The sequence below is a fragment of the Paucibacter sp. XJ19-41 genome (assembly GCF_028462495.1).
GTDB lineage: Bacteria > Pseudomonadota > Gammaproteobacteria > Burkholderiales > Burkholderiaceae_C > Roseateles_E.
Window position 1 is genome coordinate 1 of record NZ_JAQOWX010000059.1, and the last position, 21,121, is coordinate 21,121.

Here is a 21,121-nt window from a genome sequence, read left to right on the forward strand (position 1 = left end):
TCCCGCTCGGCGCCGAGGGCAGCGCCGCCTGGATGCAGGCGGCCGGCGCGGCCATGGGTCTGAGCGCCGAGCGCGTCGAACAAGCCATCGCCCCGGCCCGCCAGCGTGCCGAGTTGGCGCTGGCCGCGCACCGTGCCGTGCTGGTCGGCAAGCACGTCTTCTTCTTCCCCGACTCGCAGCTGGAAGTGCCGCTGGCGCGTTTCCTGGCGCGCGAGCTGGGCATGCAGCTGACGGAGGTCGGCACGCCCTATCTGCACCGTCAACATCTGGCCGAGGAGCTGGCCTGGCTGCCGGCTGGCACGGCCTTGTCCGAGGGCCAGGATGTCGAGAAGCAGCTGGACCGCTGCCGCGCGCTGCGCCCCGACATCGTCGTCTGCGGCCTGGGCCTGGCCAACCCCTTGGAGTCGGAAGGCTTCACGACCAAATGGTCGATCGAGCTGGTGTTCACGCCGATCCAGGGTTTCGAGCAGGCCGGCGATCTGGCGGGGCTGTTCACCCGACCTCTCACACGTCGGCAACTACTGGCAGCCTGACATGAACAAGCCCCCACGCTCACTTCGCTCGCTGCCCCCCGAGGGGGTGCGTCAGTGCCTTCGGGCGGCCGGGCGCCACTGACATGCAACTCCCCCTCTGGACCTACGAAGGCCCGCCGCACGTCGGCGCGATGCGCATCGCCACCGCGATGCGCGAGGTCCACTACGTGCTGCATGCGCCCCAGGGCGATACCTATGCCGACCTGCTGTTCACGATGATAGAGCGGCGGACCGAGCGCCCGCCGGTCACCTACACCACCTTCCAGGCCCGCGATCTGGGCAGCGACACGGCCCAGCTCTTCAAGGACGCCGCCCGCGATGCCTACGCGCGCTTCAAGCCCCAGGCCCTGCTGGTCGGTGCCTCCTGCACCGCCGAGCTGATCCAGGACGACCCCGGCGGCCTCACGCAGGCGCTGAACCTGCCGGTGCCGGTGATCCCGCTGGAGCTGCCGGCCTACCAGAAGAAGGAAAACTGGGGCGCCGCCGAGACTTTCTATCAACTGGTGCGCCATCTGGCGGTCAAGTCTTCGGAGCCCCGCGCCAAGGGCGACAAGCCGCGTTGCAACATCCTCGGCCCCACCGCCCTGGGCTTTCGCCACCGCGACGATGTGCGCGAGATCCGCCAGTTGCTGGCGCAGATCGGCGTGGCCATCAACGTGGTCGCACCGCTGGGCGCCAGCCCGCAAGACCTGGCACGCCTGGCCGATGCAGACTTCAACGTCGTGCTCTACCCCGAAGTGGCCCACCAGGCCGCCGGCTGGATGGCGCGCCATCTGGGCCAGCCCGCCACCAAGACCATCCCGATAGGCGCCGGCGCGACCCGCGAATTCATCCGCGAGGTCGCGGCGCTGGCCGGGCTCGATCCCGATCATGCAGCGGACCTCGCGGCCAGCGAGGCCCACTCGCATGCGCCCTGGTATGCCCGCTCGGTCGACGCCAACTACCTGACCGCCAAGCGCGTCTTCGTCTTCGGCGACGCCAGCCATGCAATCGCTGCGGCCCGCGTCGCCGCCACCGAGCTGGGCTTCAAGGTCGTCGGCCTGGGGACCTACAGCCGCGAGTTCGCCCGCGATGTGCGCGAAGCGGCCGCGCTGTACGGCATCGAGGCGCTGATCAGCGACGACTATCTGGAGGTCGAGGCCGCCATCAGCGCGGCCGGCCCGGAGCTGGTGCTGGGCACGCAGATGGAGCGCCATATCGCCAAGCGCCTGGGCCTGCCCTGCGCGGTGATCTCGGCCCCGGTCCATGTGCAGGACTTCCCGGCCCGCTACTCGCCGCAGATGGGTTTCGAGGGCGCGAATGTGCTCTTCGATACCTGGGTTCATCCGCTGATGATGGGCCTGGAGGAACACCTGATCGGCATGTTCCGCGGCGACTTCGAGTTCCACGAGGACGCCGCGCCCTCGCATCTGGGTGGGCCGGCCGCCGCCGCCGCACCGCCCGCCGCCCTGATCGATGTGCCGGCCCCACCCGCCGCCTGGGCACCGGACGCCGAGAAGGAGCTGCGCAAGATCCCCTTCTTCGTGCGCGGCAAGGCCCGCCGCAACACCGAGGCCTATGCGCTGAGCAAGAGCGTGCCGGTGATCACCGTAGAGACCCTCTATGACGCCAAAGCGCACTTCAGCCGATAAGGCGAGCAGCATGAACGTGGTCATCGTGACCATGGACAGCCATCTGGCCAGCGCCACCGAGCGCGCCAACACCAGCTTGTCCAAGGCCCTGCCCGGCCTGCGTCTGAGCGTCCATGCCGCCGCCGAGTGGGGCGACAACCCGACCGCACTGGACCGCTGCAAGGCGGACATCGCGCGGGGCGACATCGTCATCGCGTCGATGCTCTTCCTCGAAGACCATTTCATGCCCATCCTGGCCGAGTTGCAGGCGCGGCGCGAGCGCTGCGATGCGATGGTCTGCATGATGTCGGCCGCCGAGGTCACCAAGCTGACCCGCATGGGCCGCTTCGACATGGCCGCGCCCGCCACCGGCGCGATGGCCTTTCTGAAGCGGCTGCGCGGCAAGCCGCCGGGCAAGGACGATGGCAACAAGGGAACAGCGGGCGCGCAGCAGATGAAGACGCTGCGCATGCTGCCCAAGATCCTGCGCTTCATCCCCGGCACGGCCCAGGACGTGCGCGCGTATTTCCTGACGCTGCAGTACTGGCTCGCCGGCTCGCAGGAGAACATCTCGAACATGGTGCACTTCCTGGTGGATCGCTATGCCGAAGGTCCGCGCCAGGCGATGCGCGGCCTGAGCAAAACGCATGAGCCGGTCGAGTACCCCGAGGTCGGCGTCTACCACCCCAGGATGGAGGCCAGCTCTGGCGCGGGCCGCATGGCTGTCAGCGTCGACGCCCTGCCCAAGGTCGCCACCACCGGCCAGCGCGGCACGGTCGGTCTGCTGCTGATGCGCTCGTATCTGCTGGCCGGCAACGCCGATCACTACAACGGTGTGATCACCGCCTTGGAAGCCCGCGGCCTGCGCGTCATTCCCGCGTTTGCCACCGGCCTCGACGCGCGCCCCGCCATCGATGCCTATTTCCATCAAGACGGCCACACCGCCATCGACGCCCTGGTCTCGCTGACCGGCTTCTCCCTCGTCGGCGGCCCGGCCTACAACGACTCCAAGGCGGCCGAAGACATCCTCGCCCGACTTGACGTGCCCTATATCGCTGTCACGCCGGTGGAGTTCCAGACACTCGATCAGTGGGGCGGTTCGCCGCGCGGCCTGCTGCCGGTCGAGGCAACGATGATGGTGGCCATCCCCGAGTTGGACGGCGCGACCGGCTCGATGGTGTTTGGCGGCCGTGCCAATGCCTCGCACATCGCCTGCACCGGCTGCAGCCATGCCTGCACCTTCAAGAACGAGGTGGACTCCCACGATATGCACAGCTGCATCGAGCGCGCCGATGCGCTGGCCGCCCGCGTCGGCAAGCTGGTGGACCTGCGCCGCAGCGAGCGCGCCGGGCGCCGGGTCGCGGCCGTGGTCTTCAACTTCCCGCCCAATGCCGGCGCCACCGGCACCGCCGCCTTCCTGTCGGTGTTCGAGTCGCTCTACAACACCATGGCGGCGCTGGCCCGGGCCGGCTACACGGTGGAGTTGCCGGCCTCCGTTGACGAACTGCGCGAGCGCATCATCAGCGGCAACGCGGCGCGCTACGGCGCGATGGCGAATGTGCATCACCGCATCCCGGCCAACGAGCATCTGCGGCGCGAGAAGTATCTGAGCGAGATCGAGGCGCAATGGGGGCCGTCGCCCGGCAAGCAGCAAAGCGACGGCAGCCATATCTTTGTGCTGGGCGAGCGCTTCGGCAATGTCTTCGTCGGCATCCAGCCGGCCTTCGGCTACGAGGGCGACCCGATGCGCCTGCTGTTCGAGCAGGGTTTTGCGCCGACGCACGCCTTCTCGGCCTTCTACCGCTGGCTGCGCGAGGATTTCGCCGCCCATGCGGTGCTGCATTTCGGCACCCACGGCGCGCTGGAGTTCATGCCCGGCAAGCAGGCCGGCATGTCGTCGCGCTGCTGGCCGGACCGGCTGATCGGTGATCTGCCGAATCTGTATCTGTACGCCTCCAACAATCCCTCCGAAGGCACGATCGCCAAGCGCCGCGCTGCCGCCACCTTGATCAGCTACCTGACCCCGCCGGTCGCCGAGGCCGGGCTCTACAAGGGCCTGGTGGAGCTGAAGGAGGCGCTGGAGCGCTACCGCAGCCTGGAGCCCGAGGCTCAAGGAGAGCGGGATGCGCTGGCGCTGATGATCGAAGACCAGGCCACCGCGCTGAAGCTACACGCCCCCAGCATGGCCCAGCTCAGCGACAAGCTGCTGGAGTTGGAATACACGCTGATTCCCTACGGCCTGCATGTGGTGGGCCAGGCGCCCAGCCCGGCCGAGCGAATCGATCTGCTGCTGTCCTGCGCCGAGGCCTCGCAGGGTTTGAAACCCGAGCGTGTGCTGATCGAGTCGCTGGTCGCGCGGGGCCTGCCCAAGGACGCCACGCCGCTCTTGCAGGAGCTGGGCGCCATCGACCGGCTGATGGCCGAGGACCATGAGCTCGCCGGCATCCTGCGCGCGCTCGATGGCCGCTTCCTGCGCCCTGCCCCCGGCGGCGACCTGCTGCGCACCCCAGCCATCCTGCCGACCGGGCGCAATCTGCACGGCTTCGACCCCTTCCGCATCCCCAGCGCCTACGCGGTCAAGGACGGCTTCGCCCAGGCCCAGCGCCTGCTCGACAAGCATATGGGGGCCGGCCACCCGCTGCCCGAGTCCATTGCCATGGTGCTGTGGGGCACCGACAACCTGAAGAGCGAGGGCGGCCCGATTGCCCAGGCGCTGGCCCTGATGGGGGCCAAGCCCCGCTTCGACAGCTATGGCCGCCTGGCCGGTGCCGAGCTGATCGCGCTGGCCGAGCTGGGCCGGCCGCGCATCGATGTGGTGATCACGCTCTCGGGCATCTTCCGCGACCTGCTGCCGCTGCAGATCAAGCTGCTGGCCGAAGCCGCCTTCCTGGCGGCCGAGGCCGAGGAGCCGCCCGAGCAGAACTTCATCCGCAAGCATGCGCTGGCCTTCCAGGCTCAGCACGGCGGCGATCTGGAAACCGCCTCGCTGCGCGTCTTCGGCAATGCCGAGGGCGCCTACGGATCGAACATCAACAGCCTGATCGACAACAGCCGCTGGGAAGACGGCGACGAGCTGGCCGAGACCTACAGCCGCCGCAAGGGCTTTGCCTACGGGGTCAAAGGCCGGCCGGTGCAGCAGGCCGCGCTGCTGCAAAGCGTGCTGGCCGATGTGCAGCTGGCCTACCAGAACCTCGATTCGGTGGAGCTGGGCATCACCACGGTGGACACCTATTTCGACACGCTGGGCGGCGTCAGCCGCGCGATCAAGCGGGCCAAGGTGCGCAAGGACAGTGAGTCGGCCCAGATGGCACCCGTCTACATCGGCGACCAGACCCGTGACAGCTTCGGCGGCGGCACCGTGCGCACCCTGTCCGAGCAGGTGGCGCTGGAAACCCGCACCCGCATGCTGAACCCCAAGTGGTACGAGGGCATGCTCAAGCACGGCTACGAGGGCGTGCGCCAGATTGAGGTCCATGTGACCAACACCATGGGCTGGTCGGCCACCACCGGCCAGGTCCAGCCCTGGGTCTACGAACAGCTCAGCGCCACCTTCATGCTGGACCCCGCCATGCGCGAGCGCCTGGCCCAGCTGAACCCCACCGCCTCGGCGCGGGTGGCCAACCGATTGCTTGAAGCCTATGAGCGCGACTACTGGCAGCCCGATGCCGACACGCTCCAGGCCCTGCGCCAGGCCGGCGATGAACTGGAAGACCGCCTCGAAGGCGTGATCGTTGAAAAGGCAGCCGCATGAACACCGTCACCGAAGTCCCGATCTCCAGCATCCGACGCGGCGGCCGTCCCGACGGCGAAGGCAGCGTGCAGGTCGAGCTCGACCCAAGAGTCGACATCGGCACGGCCAAGGTCTTCGCGATCTACGGCAAGGGCGGCATCGGCAAGAGCACCACCTCCAGCAATCTCTCGGCCGCCTTCTCCAAGCTGGGCAAGCGGGTGCTGCAGATCGGCTGCGACCCCAAGCACGACTCCACCTTCACCCTCACCAAGAAGATGCTGCCCACCGTCATCGACGTGCTGGAGACGGTGGACTTCCATGCCGAGGAGCTGCGCGTCGAGGACTTCGTCTTCCCCGGCTACAACGGCGTGATGTGCGTGGAAGCCGGCGGCCCGCCGGCCGGCACCGGCTGCGGCGGCTATGTGGTGGGCCAGACCGTCAAGCTGCTGAAGGAACACCATCTGCTGGAAGACACCGATGTGGTGATCTTCGATGTGCTCGGCGATGTCGTCTGCGGCGGTTTCGCCGCGCCGCTGCAGCATGCCGACCGGGCGCTGATCGTGACCGCCAACGACTTCGATTCCATCTTCGCGATGAACCGCATCGTCCAGGCTATCGGCGCCAAGGCCAAGAACTACAAGGTGCGCCTGGGCGGTGTGATCGCCAACCGCAGCGCCGCCACCGATCAGATCGACAAGTACAACGACAAGATCGGCCTGAAGCTCGCGGCCCACTTCCCGGACCTGGACGTGATACGCCGCAGCCGGCTGAAGAAGTCGACGCTGTTCGAGATGGAGCCCTCGCCCGAGCTGGAGCTGGTGCAGAAGGAATACATGCGCCTGGCCGCCGCGCTGTGGCTGGGCAGCGAGCCGCTGAGCGCCGTCCCGATGAAGGACCGCGACATCTTTGATCTGCTGGGGTTTGATTGATGCAAGCCGACACCTACACCGCTCGCCGCAGCGAAATCGAAACCTATTTCGACCGCACCGCAGTCGAGGCCTGGGCGCGGCTGACCTCGGACGCGCCGGTGGGCCGGGTGCGCGCCACCGTGCGGGCCGGGCGCGAGCGCATGCGCCGCACCCTCTTGTCCTGGCTTCCGGCCGATATGCGTGGCCTGCGCCTGCTCGATGCCGGCTGCGGCACCGGGGCGCTGGCGGTCGAGGCAGCGCTGCGCGGCGCCCAGGTGCTGGCCATCGACCTCTCGCCCACGCTGGTGGACCTGGCGCGCGAACGCCAGCCGGTGTTCAGCAGCGGCGGCCGGATCGACTTCCGGTCCGGCGACATGCTGGATCCGCAGCTTGGCGATTTCGATCATGTGGTCGGCATGGACTCGCTGATCCATTACGAGGCGGACGATGCCGTCGAGGTACTCGCCGGCCTAGCCCAGCGCTGCCGCTGCTCGCTGCTGTTCACTTTCGCGCCCAGCAGCCCGGCGCTGGAGCTGTTCAAGGCGGCCGGCAAGCTGTTCCCGCGCGCTGATCGCTCGCCGGCCATCGTGCCGGTGGCCGAGCGCACGCTGCGGCGCCGGCTCGAAGCCCATCCCCAGCTGCTGGCCTGGGATCTGGGGCGCAGCGAACGCATCGCCAGCGGCTTCTACACCTCGCAGGCGATGGAGCTGAGGCGGCCATGAAAGCGACCCAGGCCGCGCGGCAACTCAATGAGCGCCTGGCGCTCAAGTGGGCGCGGCTGAGCCTGGACTTCCTGCCTTTTGCGGACGTGGCCAGCCAGGAGCTGCCGCTGAGCCGGCTGCTGCGCCTGGCGCTGTTCCAGGTCTCGGTGGGCATGGCTTATGCGCTGATGGTCGGCACCTTGAACCGGGTGATGATCGTCGAGCTGGGCGTGTCCGCCTGGCTGGTGGCGCTGATGGTGGCGCTGCCGCTGCTGGTGGCGCCGTTTCGCGCGCTGGTCGGCTATCGCTCCGACATCCATCTGTCCGCGCTGGGCTGGCGGCGCGTGCCCTATCTGTGGTTTGGCTCGCTCTTGCAGTTCGGCGGCCTGGCCATCATGCCCTTCGCGCTGATCCTCTTGCAGCCCGGCGCCGACACGCAACCCGGCGGCGCGGTGATCGGCCATATCGCCGCCTGCCTGGCATTCCTGATGGTGGGCGCCGGCATGCAGACCACGCAGACCGCCGGCCTGGCCCTGGCCACCGACCAGGCTGCGCCCGAGGCCCGGCCGCGGGTCGTCGCGCTGATGTATGTGATGCTCCTGGCCGGCATGGTGCTGTCCAGCGTGCTGTTCAGCCTGGTGCTGCAGGACTTCACGGCCACCCGGCTCGCCGGCGTCGTGCAGGGCGCGGCGATGCTGACCATGCTGTTCAACACCATCGCGCTGTGGAAGCAGGAGGCGCGCGGCAGCGTGCCGCGCCGCAGCGAGGCCTCGGCCCCGCAGCCGCCGTTTCGCGAGGTCTGGCGGCGCTTTGCCGGCCAGCCGAAGACGCGCCGCTTCCTGGTCGCGGTGGCCCTGGGCACGGCCGCCTTCAATATGCAGGACATCGTGCTGGAGCCCTATGGCGGCGCGATCCTGAAGCTCTCGGTCTCCGCCACCAGCCTGCTGACCGCCGGTCTGGCCCTGGGCTCGGTGCTGGCCTTTGCGATCGCCGCACGCCTGCTGCGGCGCGGCTTCGACGCGCACCGGCTCGCGGCCATCGGCCTGCTGATCGGCATCTGCGCCTTCTCGGCGGTGATTTTCGCGGCGCCGCTCGACTCGAGCCTGCTGTTTCGCGCCGGCAACTTTCTGATCGGCCTGGGCGGCGGCCTGTTCGCCGTCAGCACGCTTTTTGTTGCGATGAGCCTGGAGCGCGACGGCCTGGCCGGCCTGGCGCTGGGCGCCTGGGGCGCGATGCAGGCCACGGCCGGCGGCATCGCGGTGGCCCTGGGCGGCGCGCTGCGCGACGGCTTCGAGACCCTGGCCGCCACCGGCTGGCTGGGTACGGCGATGTCCGAGCCGCAGGTGGCCTACAGCATCGTCTATCACCTGGAGATCGCGCTGCTGTTCGGCACGCTGATCGCCATCGGTCCCCTGGTGCGCCCGGCCGGCGCGCCTCAACCATCCCGCCAGCGCTTCGGCCTGGCTGAATTTCCAGGCTAGGAGTTCACCATGCAATCCGGTGCCATCACTGCGTATGTCGACGTCGCCCAACTCGCGCTCTACGCGTTCTGGATCTTTTTCGCGGGCCTGATTTACTACCTGCACCGCGAAAACAAGCGCGAGGGCTACCCGCTGGAGTCCGACCGTTCGGCCCACATAACCGTGCAGGGCTGGCCCTCGGTACCCGACCCCAAGACCTACCGCCTGGCCAATGGCGAGTCGGTCAGCGCGCCGAACGGCAAGGCCGCCAACCAGCCGCCGGTGCATCAGGGCGCTTACCGCGGCGCGCCCTTGCAGCCCGAGCAGAGCGGCAGCGCGCTGCTGCTGGCCGGCGTCGGGCCGGGCAGCTGGAACGACCGGGCCGATGTGGCCGATGTGACCTACGAGGGCCTGACCAAGATCGTGCCGCTGCGCGTGGCGGAGGGCTTCGGCGTCGCGCGGCAGGACGTCGATCCGCGCGGCCTGCCGGTGCTGGGGGATGACGGGGTCGAGGGTGGCCGGGTGGTCGATCTCTGGGTGGACCGTTCGGAAATGCTGTTCCGCTATCTGGAGCTGGAGGTGGCCGGTGGCGCGCGGGTGCTGCTGCCGATGAACTTCGCCCGCGTCGAGCAGCGCCGCATCCGCGTCAAGTCCATCCTCGGCAGCCAGTTCGCCGACGTGCCCAAGACCCGCCAGCCCGAGCAGGTGACGCTGCTGGAGGAAGAAAAGATCATGGCCTATTACGGCGCCGGCACCCTGTATGCGACGCCACAACGTCAGGAGCCGCTGCTGTGAAAGCCGTGAAGCACAACAACGTGGTGGACCTGCTCACGCCCGCGCATGAGCATGAGTTCGAGGCGGCCCATGGCCTGCCCGAAGCCCTGCCGGCCGGCGAGACGCAGCTCTGGCAGGGCAGCCCCGACGCGCTGCTGATGGCCCGCCAGGCCCTGCATCTGGACCTGCTGCTGATCTATTTCGGCGCGCTGCTGGCCTGGCGCGGCCTCGGCAGCTGGTATGACGGCGAGCCGCTGGGCCAGACCCTGCTGGCCATGGCCGGCATGCTGGCGCCCATCGTGCTGGCCCTGGGCCTGGTCGGCACCCTCGCCTGGCTGATGGCGCGCAGCACGGTCTACACCATCACCAACCGGCGCATCGTGATGCGGGTCGGCGTGGTGCTGAGCATCACCTTCAATCTGCCGTTTGCGCAGATCGCCTCGGCCGGTTTCCGCGCCCGCGGCAGAGCGGGTGGCGGCGACATCGTGCTGAGCTTGGCCGGCAGCGACCGCATCGCCTATCTGCATCTGTGGCCCCATGTGCGGCCCTGGCAGCTCAAGCGCACCCAGCCGATGCTGCGCGCGCTGGCCGATGCCAAGACCGTCGCGCAGACCTTGGCCACCGCGCTGGCGCAGGCCGAGGCGGCCCGCTCGGCGCTGCCGGTGCGGGCCGTCGGCCGGGTCGATGCACGCAGCGGCATGCCGACCCTGGTCTCGAACCCTCGGGCCGGCGCGCTGGCCCAGAACACCTGAGGAGTCCTCCATGTCGCCCGACCTGCAATCCAAGCTGCCCATGCTCCCGCTCGCAGCCATGGCGGCCCTGGTGCTGAGCAGCCTGATCGGCGTCGGCCTGGTGCGGCTGAGTGGCCTGAGCGCCCAGCAGCAGCCCGATGCGGCGACGCTGGCCGTGCGCCAGCTGCGCTTCGAGGACCGCGACGATGGCGGCATCGAGGTGCGCGACGCCCGCAGCGGCGCGCTGCTGGACACGGTGGCGCCGGGCACCAACGGCTTTCTGCGCAGCACCATGCGCGGCCTGGTGCGCGAGCGCAAGCGCCAGGGCCTGGGGCCCGAGACGCCGTTCGAGCTGCTGGGCCGCTCCGACGGCCGGCTGACCCTGGTCGACCCCGGCACCGGCCGCCGCGTCGATCTCGAATCCTTCGGCCCCAGCAACTCGGCGGTGTTCGCCCGGCTGATGTCTGCCGCCCCTGGAGAACGCCATGTCGCACAGCGCTGAACAAACACTGCAAAGCCCCGAGGATGCCGCGCGCCTGGCCAAGGCCGAGACGGTGCTGACGCCGCGCTTCTACACCACCGACTACGCGGCGATGGACCGGCTCGATGTGAGCCCGATTCGCGCCGAGTGGGACGCGATGATGGCCGAGTACGAGGGCGACAACAACCACGACCACTTCCAGCGCACACCCGAGTTCGCGGCCGAGGTGGCCGCGCTGTCGGCCCAGTGGTCGCCGCAGCTGCGGCGCGATTTCCAGGAGTTCCTGGTCAGCTCGCTGACCAGCGAATACTCCGGCTGCGTGCTCTACAACGAGATCCAGAAGCACGCCACCAACCCCGACATCAAGGCGCTGATGCGTTATATGACGCGCGACGAATCGCGCCATGCCAACTTCATCAACCAGTCGCTGAAGGACTTCGGCCTCGGCGTCGATCTGGTCAACCTCAAGCGCAGCAAGGCCTACACCTACTTCAAGCCCAAGTACATCTTCTATGCGACCTATCTGTCCGAGAAGATCGGCTACGCCCGCTACATCACGATCTACCGCCAGCTCGAGCGCCACCCCGAGCTGCGCTTTCACCCGATCTTTCGCTGGTTCGAGCGCTGGTGCAATGACGAGTTCCGCCACGGCGAGTCCTTCGCGCTGATCATGCGCGCCCAGCCCGGCCTGCTCAGCGGCGCCAACAAGCTGTGGATCCGCTTCTTCCTGCTGGCCGTCTACGCCACCATGTATGTGCGCGACCACACGCGGCCCTGGCTCTCCGAGGCGCTGGGCATGGACCCGAGCGACTACGACTACCAGGTCTTCGACATCACCACCGAGATCAGCCGCCAGGTCTTCCCGCTGAGCCTGGACACCGACCACCCGGCCTTCCGCGCCGGCATGGATAGGCTGTGCAGCATCTCGGCCGCCGCCGAGCGGGCCAAGCAGCGCGGCGGGCTGGTGGGCCGGCTGCAGCAAGGCTTGTGCGCCGCACGCGCCGCGCTGTGCTTCGGCCGGCTGTATCTGCTGCCCACCCTCAAGCACGAGCTGCCGCGCGAGATGCGCGTAGCGCCGAGCTGGTGAGTGAGCTGGCCATGCAACACGGCTGGCCCGCGCTCTACACGCTGCTGCTGTGGTGGTTCAGCACCGGCGTGATCCTGTACCTGAACGGCCTGCCGCGCGCCACACACAAATGGACCTTCGGCGCGGCCACCGTGCTGCTGGGCGTCGCGCTGCTGGGCGTGGCGGCCTCGGCCGACGACACGCGGGTCAGCGGCGCGTACCTCGCCTTCACCGCTGCGCTGATGGTCTGGGCCTGGCAGGAGATCGGCTTCCTGCTCGGCTATGTGACCGGCCCACGCCGCGTCGCCTGCCCCAGCGGCGCGCGCGGCTGGCGCCGGGTCGGTTTTGCGGTGCTGGCCATCCTCTATCACGAGCTGGCACTGATCGTGCTGGGCGCGGCGATCGCGCTGCTGAGCTGGGGCCAGCCCAATCAGCTGGCGCTGTGGACCTTTGCGGTGTTGTGGCTGATGCGTTTGTCGGCCAAGCTCAATGTGTTTTTAGGCGTGCGCAATCTCAACGAGCAGTTCCTGCCCGAGCACTTGCGCTATATGCACAGCTATTTCCGCAAGCGCCCCGGCAATGCGCTTTTTCCCGTCACGGTGATCGCGATCACCGCGCTGGCCGCCGCCGCCTGGCACAGCGCTGTGGCCAGCTCGGTGAGCGTCTTCGACGCGACGGCCTGCAGCTTTGTCGCGATGCTCTTGAGCCTGGCCCTGCTGGAGCACTGGTTCATGGTGCTGCCGCTGCCCAGCGAGAAGCTGTGGGACTGGGGCCTGCGTTCGCGGGCGCCGCACGCCTGACGCCATGCACGCCAAGACGAGAACTGCCATCTTGATACTCGTCGCGCTGGCGCTGTTCGGCCTCGCCGCCTGGGCCTGGACGCCCGATCTGCCCCAGGCCGAGCTGGACGCCAAGTACTTGCGCCAGCCCGGTGATCGGGTCGCCTTGCGCGCCCTGCCCGGCGTGCAGCTGCATCTGCGCGACAGCGGCCCAAAGGACGGACCGGCCCTGTTGCTGATCCACGGCTTCGGCGCCAGCCTGCACACCTGGGAGCCCTGGGCCGCCGCGCTGTCCGAGACTTACCGCGTAATCCTGGTGGACCTGCCCGGCAGCGGCCTGAGCCCGCCCGATCCCAGCGGCGTCTACACCGACGCCCGCAGCGAGCAGCTGCTGCTGGCCTTGCTCGATCAGCTGGGCGTAGGCGCCGTCACGCTGATCGGCCACTCGATCGGCGGGCGCATCGCCTGGGGCCTCGCGGCGCGGCATCCCGAGCGCGTGGCGCGCCTGGTGCTGATCGCCCCGGACGGTTTTGCCAGCCCCGGCTTCGACTACGGCAAAGCGCCCGAGGTGCCGGCCAGCCTGAAGCTGATGACCCATGTCCTGCCCCGCCCGCTGCTGCGCATGAGCCTGGCGCCGGCCTATGCCGACCCTCAGGTGCTCAGCGCGGGCCTGACCGATCGCTATTTCGAGCTGATGCGCGCCCCCGGCGCGAGGCCCGCGCTGCTGGCCCGCATGCAGCAGACCGTGCTCAGCGATCCCCGGCCGCAGCTGCAGCGCATCCGCGCGCCCACCCTGCTGATCTGGGGCGAGCAGGACGCGATGATCCCCTTCAGCAACGCCGCCGACTACCTCGCCGCCTTGCCCCGCGCCCGCCTGGCCGCCCTGCCCGGCATCGGCCATCTGCCGCAGGAAGAGCAGCCGGCGCGCGGGCTGGCCGCGCTGCAGGCCTTCCTGCGAGAGGCCCAATGACGGGCAATACCCGACCCTTGTGCCCTCGGCGCTGAGGCATCATGTTTGGCATGAGCGTAAGCATCAGCATTACAAGCAACGGGCTCGCCGCCCGCCTGAAAGAAGCCACCCACGACCTGCACCGCCAGGCCGAGCACAGCGGCGTGATGGCCGAGCTGATGCAGGGCCGCATCAGCCGCGAGACGTATTGCCTGCTGCTGCGCAATCTGCAGCCGATTTATGCGGCGCTGGAAGCGGGGCTGGATGCGCACCAAGACGATCCGAATGTGCAGCGGCTCTGGCGGCCGGAGCTGCGCCGGCTGGCGGCGCTGGAGCAGGATCTGGATCACTTGCACACCGGCGTCGACTGGCGCCTTGATTTGCCAGTACTGGGCGCGGCGGCGGAGTACGCCGAACGGCTTGAGCGCCTGGCCCGGACCGACCCCGTGCTGCTGATTCCCCATGCCTATCTGCGCTACCTCGGCGATCTGCATGGCGGGCAGATGCTGGCGCGCATCGTGAAGCAGGGCTTCGGGTTGCAGGGCGAGCTGGGTACGGCGTTTTATGCCTTCGGGGACGGGGATGCCCAGCTGCTTGAGCGGCTGAAGCGGGAGTTCAGGGCGGGGCTGGATGGGCTGGTGCTAACGCCAGCGCAGCAAGATGCGGTTGTGGGAGAGGCGTGTGAGGGGTTCAGGCTGCATGGGAAGGTGTTTGGGGAGGTGCAAGGGGACGGGCGGTGCAGTTGAGCGGCTGGGGCGGCTGAGTTGCAGCGGAAGCGGACAGGGCTTACTCATGATCCGCGGCATGCAGCGCTGCGACGTATGGCGGCCCATCGGGCCGTAGCTTGCTTCTGATCCACACGCCGGCAATCCAAGTCACCAGCACTGCATGTTCTGGTGGCTGCGCTGATGGACATGTCCGTCCGACGCAAGCCCGCGATACCACCCGTGTCGCCGGCTACCGTTAGAGCTTTGGGAAATGCGTAAGGCGCCAGCGGCCAAGCGATACTGCCTTACGGCAGAAAAGCCAAGGAGATCGCGGTGGCCGTTGAGTTCAAAGGAAAATCCTTGAAGGTTCTGGAGACCTATGTGGGCGCATGGGATCCGTATGCATCCTTGCAACCTACTACCGAATCAAAACATCTGATCGACCTTGTCATGGGCATGCATCCCGGAGTGGTTTCCGGGGCCGACGCGCATCAGATGATTGAGAGCATTGCTCGGCATGAATACTGGAGCGTCCACGAAGGACGCCAAACCGACGAGGCCCTTGCTCTAGCTCGGCCGAAGATCCTTTCTTCCATCAAGGCGTACGTTGAGTCGCTTCCGCGCTCCTACGAGTTCCGTATAGGGCTGCCCAACTTTCCGTCGTGGTTCTCGGGGAAGGTGGCACTTGCTGAAGATGTGTATCTTGTGGCGGATGAGCCTCCCAACAATCGCATCGTTGCGGCGCTTATGGGCGTTGCATCGAGCCGCGTCCACATCTCGATAAGCGTCAACGGATACGCTGACCATGGGCCTTCTGCTACCGCCGCTAGACGCGCGCTCGGCTTCGCTCACCACATTACTTATCTGCTCAAGCACTTTGGCGTTGCTGAGCGTCAATACTCGATGGAGCCCGACCACTCAAGCTTTCAGTCGTTTTCGGCAACCAATGGCCGATTCGAGTACACCCCCCCTGCGCTTCGCAGAGTCTGCTCGTCCCTCTCGGTAGCCGAAGCCAAACTGGAGTTCATCGCGATGGACGGAACTGGCCCGACCCTCTTAAGCAAAGTGAATCCGCGGGCGCCGCAGACTGATGTGGAGCGGATGGAGGCCTTCAAGAGAGCGCTCGAGCCAGTCTCTGAAGCCTTGAAATTGCGGTCGTTTGATGACTACGAGTTTCTTGGCGCGGCTATGGAGTGGGCTCTCGAATCCGAGGCCTCGGAGAACGACACCGTCGCATACATCTTGGCGAGCATCGGTCTCGAAGCGATCTTGGGAACCGGTGACTACATGAATGAGATGTCGAAGCGGCTTGGCGACCGTTATGCCTTCTTGACCGGAGGTCACCGGGCGGATCGAGAGAGGCGCGGGGAAGAGTTCAAGAATCTTCTGGATCTTCGAGGCGAGATTGTCCACGCCAGGCATCGCGGCCTGACCTATCCGGAGATGTCCAGCCTATTCAAGATCCAGGGTAGGTTGGACGAGTGCATTGGCGTCGAGCTCAACAAGCTGCTCAAGTACAACAGGCCTCGTGGGGCGACGGGAATAGTGGTTAGCTAACTCGCTGGGGCCCACGCAGCTTTAGGCGACAGTCGCGGGCGTCGGCGATGTCCATCGCGAGGATGGATATCGCTGGTGAGCGATGCCCTGATGCCTTCATTTGCTTCATTTTCTCAATTGTCCATATTTTCTCTAAAATCCGCCCATGAGCACCGACCTCAGCACTCCCGTACTGCTGCGCCGCATCGCGGCGCTTGAGGCCACCGTGGGACGCCTCAGCGAAGACCTGGGCACGCTTCGCTCGGCGATCAGCAAGCAAGGACTGAAATTGCCGAGGACCCAGGAGGGCCGAGCCCGGCTGGCGCTCGCCAAGCACGCCCCGGCGGACGACAAGCAGCGGCAACAGCAGCACTCTGAAGCGGCGGGCGGCATGGCTGGCGCGACCGCGCGCGGTGAGGCGGCGCGTGTGCGGTGGGTCAAGGATGGCCTTGTCGTGCCGGGGGAGCAGTTGGCACAAGCCTGGGGGCTCACCCGCCAGGCCCTGGCGCCGGCGGCGGCCCGGGGTGAAGTCTTTGCGGTGAAGGTCGGCAACCGGCTGTACTACCCGCAGGCATTCCTTGGCATGGACCGCGAGACCGTGGCAGCCATCTGCCGCGCACTCGGCGAGCTCGGCGCCAGCGAGAAGCTGATGTTCTGGCTGCGCGAGCACGGTGCCCTCGCAGGAAAGAGCGTCGCCGCCGCCTTGGAGGCGGGGACCGGCGTGGCCAAGGTGGAACGCCTGGCCGCAGCCTGGGCGCGCGAGCGAGGAGCCTCACATGGCACCGGAAGTACAGCGGCAGCTGCGGCTGCCTGAGCCCGGTTCCTTCGAAGCGCTGCTTCGACCGTGCCGGATAGCCGTCGCATCGCTGCTGCGCTTGAGCCGGTACCCGGCCACCGAGCCGTACTGGTCGGCCGGGGTCTACCGTTTTGATGATCCGGATGTAGGCGCTGCCGACGCGTTCGGCACCTGCTACACCGCCAGCACCCTCGAGGTCGCCTTCGCGGAGAGCGTCATCCATGAGTGCGGGCGCTTCGCCGGCGGCTGCTACGAGGTGCCGGCCGCAGAGCTGAGCGAGAGATCGGTCGTGAGCTTTGCTTGCGAGGGGCGCAAGACCTTGGTGTTGGCCGACCTGAGCGGCGCGGCACTCAAGGCCCTGGGTCTGAACAATGACATCAGTGCGTCTGGCGACTACACGTCGAGCCAGGCATGGGCGCGGGCCATCCACGGCGCTAGCCCCAGGTGGGATGGGATTCGGTATGTGTCGCGGCAGATGAACAAGGGCTTTGCCTACGCCATCTTCGAGCGCAGTGGGCTGCGCAAGCTGCGCGCCGAGAAGCTGAAGACGCGACAGCTGGATGAACTCTGCGATCGGTTCAACGTCACCGCCGTCTGAATCCGACAGCCGGTCGCTGATGGACACCGGCCGTCCGCTGTCCCGCGCCCCCTACCCCGAAAAACTCCTGATCTGCGCATACAGCCCCGCTGCCCTGCGCGTCGAGTTTTCCAGCTCCTGCAGCAGCGGCGCGACCGGCGGGCCACCGCGGGCGTCGGCGATGTCCATCGCGGCGAGGCTGGCGTTGGTGAGGATGGCGGCGATCACGCCGTCGGGCTCGCTGGCTTCACTGCGGGTGTGCTGCGCGGCCAGGCGCAGGGTGCTCTCCAGATTGAGCCGGGCGGTGTCGGCGCGGCGGGCTTCGCGCAGGTCGAGCAGGGTCAAGACATAACCCAGCGCCTGGCCGTCGCGGCCGCTGACCGGCTCGGCATGGACGGCCATCGGCACCCGCGTGTCGCCGGCGCCAAGCAAATCGAGTTCGCGGCGCCAGCCGTGCTGGGAGCGGCGCATCTCGGCCAGGGCCTGCTGCACGGCCGGCGCGGCGGCGAACAGGCCGGCGATCTCGCTGCCCTTCTCGACCGGCGCGCCGCGCAGGCCCACCAGGGCCTCGTTGGCGAACACCACGCGGCCCTCGGCATTGGCCACCAGCACCGGCTCGCGCGAGCCGGCCACCGCGCCGCGGATCTGCACCAGCTGATGCTCGGCGATCAGCAATCGCACCGCCTGCACCTGCACGATGATGTCCACCAGGGCCACGCCGATGCCGCGCGCCAGCGCGAGCTCGGTGCTCGACCAGGGCACGGCCGTGCCGCGCACGATCTCGGACCAGGCCGCGAAGGAGCGGCGCGGCGACAGCTCCAGCGGGTTGTTGGCCACCATGGGCTTGGACGGATCGCCGGCCCAGGTGACGCTTTGCAGCTGCTCCTTGCGGAACCACATCAGCCAGTCGGGGCTGTTGGTGGACAGGCGCACGGCCAGCACGCCGCTGGCCGTCGGCGTGAGGCTGGCCAGCGCCGGGTTCGCCTGGCCGACCGAGGCGCAGGCAAAGGGCTCATCAACAGGCACCGGCTGCTGCTGATCCTGCACCCAGGCCAACAGCGCGCGCAGCTCGGGCGTGGACGGCGTCTCGCCCGAGACCAGCACCTCGCCCTCGCAGAACAGCGCAGCGCCGGTGGCGTCCAGCGGCTGCAGCAGGGTGCGCGGGTTGCGGAACAAGGCATAGCGCCAGTCGCCCTCGGTCGAGGTGGCCTCGACCAGGCGCTGCTCCAGCCGGCGCACCATCAGCGCCACCTGGGCATGGGCATAGTTCTCGATGGCCGAGATGCGGGTGGAGGCCACCTCGGCCAGCAGATCGGCGGCCGAGCGCAGCGTGCAGCGCAGGTGGCGCGGCGAGTAATGGTGGCAGGCGATCAGGCCCCAGAGCTGACCCTCGCGCACCAGCGAGGCGGTCAGCGTGGCCGTCACGCCCATATTGCGCAGGTACTGCAGATGGATGGGCGACATGCTGCGCAGCTGGCACAGCGACATGTCCAGCGGCGCGCCGGTCTCGGGCCGCAGCGCCGGCAGCAGCGGGGCCTGCTGCGCGTTCACGTCGACCAGCATGCGCACCCGATTGAGCAGATACAGCGCCCGGGCGCGCTGCGGAATGTCGCTGGCCGGGTAGTGGTGGCCCAGCAGCGACTCCAGCCGCGGGTGCCGCGCCTCGGCGATCACCTTGCCATGGCCGTCGGGGTCGAATTTGTAAACCACCACGCGGTCATAGCCGGTCAGATGGCGCAGCACCTCGACCACCGCATCGGTCAGCACGCCTACCGAGGGCGCGGCCCCGAAGCGCTGCAAGGCCTCGGACAGCGTGGTGGCCATCAGCTCGGGGGCCAGGTCTTGCAGTTCCAGGCCACCGGTTTCGGCTGAGGCCGAGGTCGTCGCTGGCTCCAGCTCCAGCACCAGCCCGCCCTCGGCCAGCCGGTGCAGCGCGCCGTCGAAACGGCGACCCGCCGGCCCGATGCAGCACTGCAGCACCACGGCCTCGTGCAGATCGGCGTGGCCGCCTGGATGCTGTTGCGGCTGCAGCAGCGCCGCCACCCGCTCGGCCACATCGCCGCCCAGCAGCGCCAGCGGCCGCTGCAGCAGGGCCTCGGCCGGCAGGCCCAGCAGGCGCGCGACATTGCCGCTGCACTGCTGCACCTGCAGATCGGCGCTCTCGCGCAAGACCAGCAGCGCGCCATGCGGCTGCACCGAGCCGGCCAGATGGATCAGCTCGCGTTCGCAGTTGCTGAGGTCGGCCTGGCCGAAGGCGGGTGCCACTTGCTTCGAGGCTTGCATCGATGCGTGCTGCGTCGTTCAGTCTTGCTTCAGTTGATCAGGTGCGTGGATCCGCCGTTGCCCGGCAGATAGCCCAGCCCCGACAGCCCATGCCGCTGCATGCGCAGGCCCAGCGCCTCGCTCGTCATGCCCAGGGCCTCGGCCGCCGCGTCGCGCCGGCCGCCGCTGCGCAGCAAGGCGCTAGCGATCAGCTGCCGCTCGGCCCGATGCGCCACCTCCACCAGCAAGTCCGCCAGCGGCACCTGACCGACCTGGTCGAGCAAGCCGGCCAACACATCGTCGCCGGTCGCTTGCAAAGAAACCGCTGGCCGACCGGGCCGCAGGATGAAACCCAGGCAGGCCTGCTCACCCTCGGTCATCAGCGCCGCCGTGACCTGCACGGTCTGCGGATCGCCGCTGGGCGAGCCCACCTCCAGCGACGCGCTGGCGACGATGCCGGTGCTGCGCACCCGCTCGATGACCTGCGCCCAGCCGCCGTCGGCGTCGAGCAGCAGCTCGGACAGAGCCCGGCCGCGCAGCGCCAGCTCGTTGGCCTGATGGGCCAGGCGCAGAAAGGCCGGGTTGGCCATCAGCACGGCGCCCGCAGAGTCGGTGATGACCACCGCATCGGGCGTGGTCTCGACAAACTCCGCCATGCGCGCCAGCGCCAGGCTGTCGGCGCTGGCCGCATCCTCGCGACGCGCCCGCACCAGAATCAGCTGGGCCTCATCGGCCCGGAAGGGGGTGGCCGAGACGTCCAGCGCGCCGGCCGGGCCGCGCACGCGGATCTCGCCGGCGCGGCCGCTGCTGCGCGCCGTGGCCAGCAGCTCCAGCACCGCCGCCCGCGCCGAGGGCGGCAGGCTCTCGCTCAGCGGCCGGCCTTGGATCGAGCCAGCATCATGGCCGAGCAGCGCGGCGCTGGCCGCATTGGCCTCCAGCACCTTCAGGCTCAGCGCGTCCAGCACCAGCACCGCGTCATTGGCGACCTGGAACAGCAGCTGATAGCGGCTTTCGGCCTGGCGGCGGCTCCAGAAATGGTGTTCCAGCTCCTGCTGCGCTTCGACAAAGCGCTGCTGGATCGCGGCGACCGCGCGCAGATCGCGGCCCACCGCCAGCACCGGGCCATCGGCGCCCAGCCGTATCGCCGCCCAGGTCAGGGGCAGCTCCTGCCCGCCCTGGGCAGGATGGCTGACCTCGCGGCGGCGCGAGACCACGCCCTCGGTCGTGACCTCATCGAGCAGGGACTGGATCTTGCCGCGCGTACTGGCCGTGACCGTGTCGACCCAGCGCTGGCCGACCCAGTCGCCACAGCCCTGCGCCTGCACGGCCTGGCCCTCGGCCACGGCCGAGATCACGCCGTCCTTGTCGATGACCAGGGCGATATCGCTGGCCACCCGCGCAATGGTGTTGGCCAGTTCGCTGGCCAGGGGCGACAGCGCGCTGAGATCGGAGGGGTCTTCGGAAGCTGTGGACACCTGAGGCGGCCTCGATCGAGTGATGAAGCCCGGGCGCAGCGCTGGC

General features: G+C 68.4%; 18 protein-coding genes. 16 read left to right on the top strand and 2 right to left on the bottom strand.

What is annotated here, in order from left to right; genetic code table 11:
• The 16 genes from PO768_RS15960 to PO768_RS16035 form a co-directional block, all read left to right on the top strand.
• Positions 1-533 (top strand): nitrogenase component 1 (locus PO768_RS15960; RefSeq protein ID WP_272646840.1); only part of this gene is annotated, 533 nt, incomplete at its 5' end.
• Between the two features lie 83 nt (positions 534-616).
• Entirely contained in the window at positions 617-2,164 is a 1,548-nt protein-coding gene (bchB, locus tag PO768_RS15965; RefSeq protein ID WP_272646841.1) for a ferredoxin:protochlorophyllide reductase (ATP-dependent) subunit B, read from the top strand.
• Positions 2,165-2,174: 10 nt separating this feature from the next.
• A complete protein-coding gene (locus PO768_RS15970) occupies positions 2,175-5,894 on the top strand; it encodes a magnesium chelatase subunit H (protein WP_272646842.1) in 3,720 nt (1,239 codons plus the stop codon).
• The gene (gene bchL / locus PO768_RS15975) at positions 5,891-6,802 is read left to right on the top strand and encodes a ferredoxin:protochlorophyllide reductase (ATP-dependent) iron-sulfur ATP-binding protein (RefSeq protein ID WP_272646843.1); all 912 of its coding nucleotides are present in this window, start codon (positions 5,891-5,893) and stop codon (positions 6,800-6,802) included. Before PO768_RS15970 ends, bchL begins: the two co-directional genes overlap by 4 nt.
• Entirely contained in the window at positions 6,802-7,503 is a 702-nt protein-coding gene (gene bchM, locus PO768_RS15980; RefSeq protein WP_272646844.1) for a magnesium protoporphyrin IX methyltransferase, read from the top strand. Before bchL ends, bchM begins: the two co-directional genes overlap by 1 nt.
• Positions 7,500-8,963, top strand: coding sequence for a BCD family MFS transporter (locus PO768_RS15985; RefSeq protein ID WP_272646845.1), 1,464 nt, complete (start codon positions 7,500-7,502; stop codon positions 8,961-8,963). The genes bchM and PO768_RS15985 overlap by 4 nt, the downstream gene beginning before the upstream one ends.
• A 9-nt stretch (positions 8,964-8,972) precedes the next feature.
• Entirely contained in the window at positions 8,973-9,737 is a 765-nt protein-coding gene (puhA, locus tag PO768_RS15990; protein WP_272646846.1) for a photosynthetic reaction center subunit H, read from the top strand.
• 5 nt (positions 9,738-9,742) lie between these two features.
• Positions 9,743-10,468, top strand: a complete 726-nt coding sequence (puhB, locus tag PO768_RS15995) for a photosynthetic complex putative assembly protein PuhB (RefSeq protein ID WP_272646847.1) — start codon at positions 9,743-9,745, stop codon at positions 10,466-10,468.
• Between the two features lie 10 nt (positions 10,469-10,478).
• Positions 10,479-10,949, top strand: a complete 471-nt coding sequence (gene puhC, locus PO768_RS16000) for a photosynthetic complex assembly protein PuhC (protein ID WP_272646848.1) — start codon at positions 10,479-10,481, stop codon at positions 10,947-10,949.
• Positions 10,933-12,015 (top strand): magnesium-protoporphyrin IX monomethyl ester (oxidative) cyclase, encoded by a 1,083-nt coding sequence (gene acsF, locus PO768_RS16005; protein ID WP_272646849.1) that lies wholly within the window; start codon positions 10,933-10,935, stop codon positions 12,013-12,015. Before puhC ends, acsF begins: the two co-directional genes overlap by 17 nt.
• An 11-nt stretch (positions 12,016-12,026) precedes the next feature.
• Positions 12,027-12,794, top strand: a complete 768-nt coding sequence (puhE, locus tag PO768_RS16010; protein WP_272646850.1) for a putative photosynthetic complex assembly protein PuhE — start codon at positions 12,027-12,029, stop codon at positions 12,792-12,794.
• Between the two features lie 4 nt (positions 12,795-12,798).
• On the top strand, positions 12,799-13,743 hold the full coding sequence (locus PO768_RS16015) for an alpha/beta fold hydrolase (protein WP_272646851.1): 945 nt from the start codon (positions 12,799-12,801) through the stop codon (positions 13,741-13,743).
• A 50-nt stretch (positions 13,744-13,793) separates the two neighbouring features.
• On the top strand, positions 13,794-14,468 hold the full coding sequence (locus PO768_RS16020) for a biliverdin-producing heme oxygenase (RefSeq protein WP_272646852.1): 675 nt from the start codon (positions 13,794-13,796) through the stop codon (positions 14,466-14,468).
• Between the two features lie 294 nt (positions 14,469-14,762).
• A complete protein-coding gene (locus PO768_RS16025) occupies positions 14,763-15,986 on the top strand; it encodes a hypothetical protein (protein ID WP_272646853.1) in 1,224 nt (407 codons plus the stop codon).
• A gap of 145 nt (positions 15,987-16,131) precedes the next feature.
• The gene (locus PO768_RS16030) at positions 16,132-16,779 is read left to right on the top strand and encodes a hypothetical protein (protein WP_272646854.1); all 648 of its coding nucleotides are present in this window, start codon (positions 16,132-16,134) and stop codon (positions 16,777-16,779) included.
• Positions 16,742-17,359 carry an RES family NAD+ phosphorylase gene (locus PO768_RS16035; protein WP_272646855.1) on the top strand — a complete coding sequence of 206 codons (618 nt, stop codon included), beginning with the start codon at positions 16,742-16,744 and terminating at the stop codon, positions 17,357-17,359. The genes PO768_RS16030 and PO768_RS16035 overlap by 38 nt, the downstream gene beginning before the upstream one ends.
• A gap of 51 nt (positions 17,360-17,410) precedes the next feature.
• Here the strand turns inward: PO768_RS16035 and PO768_RS16040 are convergent, their stop codons facing one another.
• Entirely contained in the window at positions 17,411-19,621 is a 2,211-nt protein-coding gene (locus PO768_RS16040) for a GAF domain-containing protein (RefSeq protein WP_272646856.1), read from the bottom strand.
• Positions 19,622-19,650: 29 nt separating this feature from the next.
• A complete protein-coding gene (locus PO768_RS16045) occupies positions 19,651-21,075 on the bottom strand; it encodes a PAS domain-containing protein (protein ID WP_272646857.1) in 1,425 nt (474 codons plus the stop codon).
• Positions 21,076-21,121: the final 46 nt, after the last annotated feature.

Bases quoted from the DNA above. Each gene is read 5' to 3' on its own strand.
- bchL (WP_272646843.1), top strand. From the start codon at position 5,891: ATGAACACCGTCACCGAAGTCCCGATCTCCAGCATCCGACGCGGCGGC.
- acsF (WP_272646849.1), top strand. From the start codon at position 10,933: ATGTCGCACAGCGCTGAACAAACACTGCAAAGCCCCGAGGATGCCGCG.
- PO768_RS15970 (WP_272646842.1), top strand. From the start codon at position 2,175: ATGAACGTGGTCATCGTGACCATGGACAGCCATCTGGCCAGCGCCACC.
- PO768_RS16020 (WP_272646852.1), top strand. From the start codon at position 13,794: ATGAGCGTAAGCATCAGCATTACAAGCAACGGGCTCGCCGCCCGCCTG.
- puhE (WP_272646850.1), top strand. From the start codon at position 12,027: ATGCAACACGGCTGGCCCGCGCTCTACACGCTGCTGCTGTGGTGGTTC.
- PO768_RS16040 (WP_272646856.1), bottom strand. From the start codon at position 19,621: ATGCAAGCCTCGAAGCAAGTGGCACCCGCCTTCGGCCAGGCCGACCTC.
- PO768_RS16015 (WP_272646851.1), top strand. From the start codon at position 12,799: ATGCACGCCAAGACGAGAACTGCCATCTTGATACTCGTCGCGCTGGCG.
- bchB (WP_272646841.1), top strand. From the start codon at position 617: ATGCAACTCCCCCTCTGGACCTACGAAGGCCCGCCGCACGTCGGCGCG.
- PO768_RS16035 (WP_272646855.1), top strand. From the start codon at position 16,742: ATGGCACCGGAAGTACAGCGGCAGCTGCGGCTGCCTGAGCCCGGTTCC.
- PO768_RS16030 (WP_272646854.1), top strand. From the start codon at position 16,132: ATGAGCACCGACCTCAGCACTCCCGTACTGCTGCGCCGCATCGCGGCG.
- bchM (WP_272646844.1), top strand. From the start codon at position 6,802: ATGCAAGCCGACACCTACACCGCTCGCCGCAGCGAAATCGAAACCTAT.
- PO768_RS15985 (WP_272646845.1), top strand. From the start codon at position 7,500: ATGAAAGCGACCCAGGCCGCGCGGCAACTCAATGAGCGCCTGGCGCTC.
- puhA (WP_272646846.1), top strand. From the start codon at position 8,973: ATGCAATCCGGTGCCATCACTGCGTATGTCGACGTCGCCCAACTCGCG.
- puhC (WP_272646848.1), top strand. From the start codon at position 10,479: ATGTCGCCCGACCTGCAATCCAAGCTGCCCATGCTCCCGCTCGCAGCC.